This is a genomic window from Hymenobacter sp., assembly GCF_031398885.1.
Lineage (GTDB): Bacteria > Bacteroidota > Bacteroidia > Cytophagales > Hymenobacteraceae > Hymenobacter.
In genome coordinates this window covers 1-2908 of sequence record NZ_JANNOD010000078.1, presented here as the reverse complement: position 1 = coordinate 2908, position 2908 = coordinate 1, and the positions used below count along the sequence as shown (strand labels likewise).

Genomic DNA, 2908 nt, shown 5'->3' with positions numbered 1-2908 from the left:
CGCCCACCACGGCGCCGCCCACCACCACCGGGTCGCGCAGCAGGTCCTCCACCGGCAGGTAGTAGAGGTTGAGGTAGCCGGCCAGGTCCGGGTTGGGCAGCTGCTCAATCGGCGGCAGCGTGGGCCCGGGGCTGGGCGTGGTGCTGGAGGTAAAATTGGCCAAGGGACAAACGGTAAGTTTTTAGGGACAATTGCTGGAGCAAAAGGGACAACTGCTAGAGCGACGCCTGCGGCAGGGCCGAGGTGCCGAACCCCGGCGCGGGCACCGGGGCGAAGCCGGCCGTGAGCGGCGAGGACCCGGCCGGCCCGAAGCCGGGCCGGGGCAGGGCCCGCAGGTCCTTGTTAAGCTGCTTGAGCTGGCCGCCGGCGCTCAGGTGGCGCTGGCGCTTGCGGGCGGCCTTGGCCTCCACGGCGTAGCGCTTCCAGGAACGGGCCAGCGTGTCGAAGGGCACGTCCTCCTCCTGCAAATCGTACTTGAGCATGAAGGTCTCGATGGCGTAGGTCGCGGCCGTGCCCAGGTCGACGAGCAGCTCGACGTGGGCGTGCAGCTCGGCGAAGAGCAGCTCCTTGCCAAACTTGTTGAACTGGTAGACCGTCTTGCCGGTCATCGGCTTGAGGCCGAACTTGCGCGGGTCGTAGAGCCCGTAGTGCACCACGAAGTGCTTGTCGAACTTCTTGATGATTTCGTCGCGCCGCGCGTCGCGCACCGGGCGCCGCAGCAGCTGGAAGAGCAGCAGGCCGAAGTGGTCGTTTTCGGAAAGAAAATAGGCCTTTCCGAGGTGTTTGTGGAGATATTTTAGAACGTGCGGCTGTACGGGAATCGAAAGCGTCGGGCTATCCACGGGGGTAAGGCGTAAAATAATATGAATCAAACTTAGAAGAATACTGAAACGCTGCAAAGGACCGGCCAAAAGCCCTGCCTAAGCAATCGTAACTGGCTGAAAACGGCGAAGAACCGGGCCGGAACAGCCGCTGGCCGGACCAGCGGCACAGGCCCGGCCCTCGTCTTAATCCAGGAGGCCGCGGTGGTCACTTGAATTTGAAGAATTGGGCCAGGTTGAGCGACTGCTGGTGAAACTTTCCCACCACCACCCGCAGCTGCAGTTGCTCGATGCGGCTGAGCTCGCAGTAAGGCAGGGTGAGGCGGTAGTAGAGCAGGACGGCCAGCTGGTCGTAGCTCAGGCGAAAACGGCGGGGTTTGGGCCGCTGGCCGGGCCGCGGGGGCGCGGCCAGTTCCCGTTGATGCAGCCGGGCCAGTTTGGTGGCCAGGGTCGCCAGCGCCGGCAGGGCGATGGCTTCCAGGTAGGGAACGGCCTGCTCGGCGTGGGTCACGTCGCGCACGAGCACGCCCAGGGCCTTAGCCAGCAGGCCAGCCTCGCCGCGCTCAAGGTCGACGACTTGGTCGAGGTGGGGCAGTTTCATTCGGATTTCGATAAGGCCAGTGCACGCTCAAAGCCCAGGGTCTCGTAGCGTTGCCGGTTCGGGTCGGCGAGTAAATAGGTGGCCAGGGTCTGCTTGCGGGCCAGGTAGAGGACCTCCGCCCCCGTCACGCAGGTTACCAGCTCGTCGAAGGTTTTGCACCAGGCCTGCTCCTTGGTCTGGCCTTTCTCCCGAAGCTCGACGACAAACGTCCAGGCCTGCTGCCACACCACCAGGCACGTGCGCGGCAGCTGCTGCGCGGTGAGTTGCTCGGTTATCATGGCTTCAGCAGCTTGAGGTCCGAACCCGCCACCCGCTCGAAGAAGGTTTGCTGCCGCTCCTGGTCGTACTGATAGGGCATCAGCACCTGCAGCAGCTCTACCTGATTCAGGGCAATCATGTCCAGCTGAATCTGCGCCCACTCGTGCAGCGTGCGCCAGGCCGTGCGCTCGGCCTGAGCGCGCAGCTGCGCCCGCTTCCGGGCGTCAAGGTTGCGCGTGGTGGCCACGAACTGCTGGTACACGAGGTCCGTGTTCACCGGCAGCTTAAAGGCCAGGGGCACCTCCCCTACTTTGATTTGGAAGAAGAAGCCCTCGCACTGCTTGGTGACCTCGCTGAAGAACTTGCTGGTGGTGGTGGCGCCGGCCTGCACCAGCAGCTGCTCGATGGCCGCCTGGCTTTTGGCGGCGGGGACCGCGGAGGTGTAGTTACGGAGCTTACTCATCTTCGGATTCTTCAAAAACTCGTGGTACATATTCCGGGTCGACCGGCATCGTCTGGTAGTGGCCAGCCCATTCCAGAATCTTAAATTCTCGCCCCTGGGTGCGCTCGCACAGCCGGAAGTAGCAGAGCTGGTCGCCCAGTTGGTTGCGCAGCACGCGCAGCTGCTCCAGGCCGTCCTCGTCGTTGGTGTAGGAGTAGAAGGTGCACTCCCGCTTGCGGTTGGCTTTTATTCGGGTACCACGAGCGCGCTCGTCGAACACCGCCCACAGCCACCACCGATTCCTTCGCACCGGTCGCGGCCACCGACGCTTTCGCGGCCGTCGCCATCCCGGGGGACGCTCTGCCTGCTGCCGGCACCGCCGGCACAGCAATTGCCGGCGTGCCAGGGTCGGGCGTCGTCACTTCCACCGGCTTGCCGTCGGCAGCGGTCTGCTCGGTTTTGTTCATCGCCTTGGCGGCCGACAGCGAGCCGTGCTCGTCGGCGTAGATCTTGGTGAACTCCGCGCCCAGCAGGAAGACCTGCGCCGCGTAGTAAACCCAGGCCAGCAGCACCACGAGCGAGCCGGCGGCGGCGAACGATTCGGTCAGGCCGCTCTTGCCCAGGTACAGGCCGATCAGCAGCTTGCCCGCCTCGAACAGCACGGCTGTCACGCCGGCCCCGATCCAGACGTCTTTCCAGGCGATCGGGGTGGAGGGCATCAGCTTGAAGATCATCGCGAACAGCACCGTCGCGGCGGCCACCGAGATCACCATGTTCAGGATCTGC

General features: G+C 64.3%; 5 protein-coding genes. All 5 read right to left on the bottom strand.

What is annotated here, in order from left to right; all coding sequences use genetic code 11:
• Positions 1–215 precede the first annotated feature (215 nt).
• Positions 216–842, bottom strand: coding sequence for a hypothetical protein (locus RMO51_RS15295; protein ID WP_310396018.1), 627 nt, complete (start codon positions 840–842; stop codon positions 216–218).
• A gap of 187 nt (positions 843–1029) precedes the next feature.
• Positions 1030–1422 carry a hypothetical protein gene (locus tag RMO51_RS15290; RefSeq protein WP_310396017.1) on the bottom strand — a complete coding sequence of 131 codons (393 nt, stop codon included), beginning with the start codon at positions 1420–1422 and terminating at the stop codon, positions 1030–1032.
• Positions 1419–1700 (bottom strand): hypothetical protein, encoded by a 282-nt coding sequence (locus tag RMO51_RS15285; RefSeq protein ID WP_310396015.1) that lies wholly within the window; start codon positions 1698–1700, stop codon positions 1419–1421. The genes RMO51_RS15290 and RMO51_RS15285 overlap by 4 nt, the downstream gene beginning before the upstream one ends.
• Positions 1697–2143 (bottom strand): hypothetical protein, encoded by a 447-nt coding sequence (locus RMO51_RS15280; protein ID WP_310396013.1) that lies wholly within the window; start codon positions 2141–2143, stop codon positions 1697–1699. The genes RMO51_RS15285 and RMO51_RS15280 overlap by 4 nt, the downstream gene beginning before the upstream one ends.
• 80 nt (positions 2144–2223) lie before the next feature.
• Positions 2224–2908, bottom strand: a 685-nt coding sequence (locus tag RMO51_RS15275) for a YhjD/YihY/BrkB family envelope integrity protein (protein ID WP_310396012.1), incomplete at its 5' end; no start/stop codon positions are given.

Excerpts from the sequence above, each read along its gene's own strand:
- RMO51_RS15290 (WP_310396017.1), bottom strand. The coding sequence starts at position 1,422 with ATGAAACTGCCCCACCTCGACCAAGTCGTCGACCTTGAGCGCGGCGAG.
- RMO51_RS15280 (WP_310396013.1), bottom strand. The coding sequence starts at position 2,143 with ATGAGTAAGCTCCGTAACTACACCTCCGCGGTCCCCGCCGCCAAAAGC.
- RMO51_RS15285 (WP_310396015.1), bottom strand. The coding sequence starts at position 1,700 with ATGATAACCGAGCAACTCACCGCGCAGCAGCTGCCGCGCACGTGCCTG.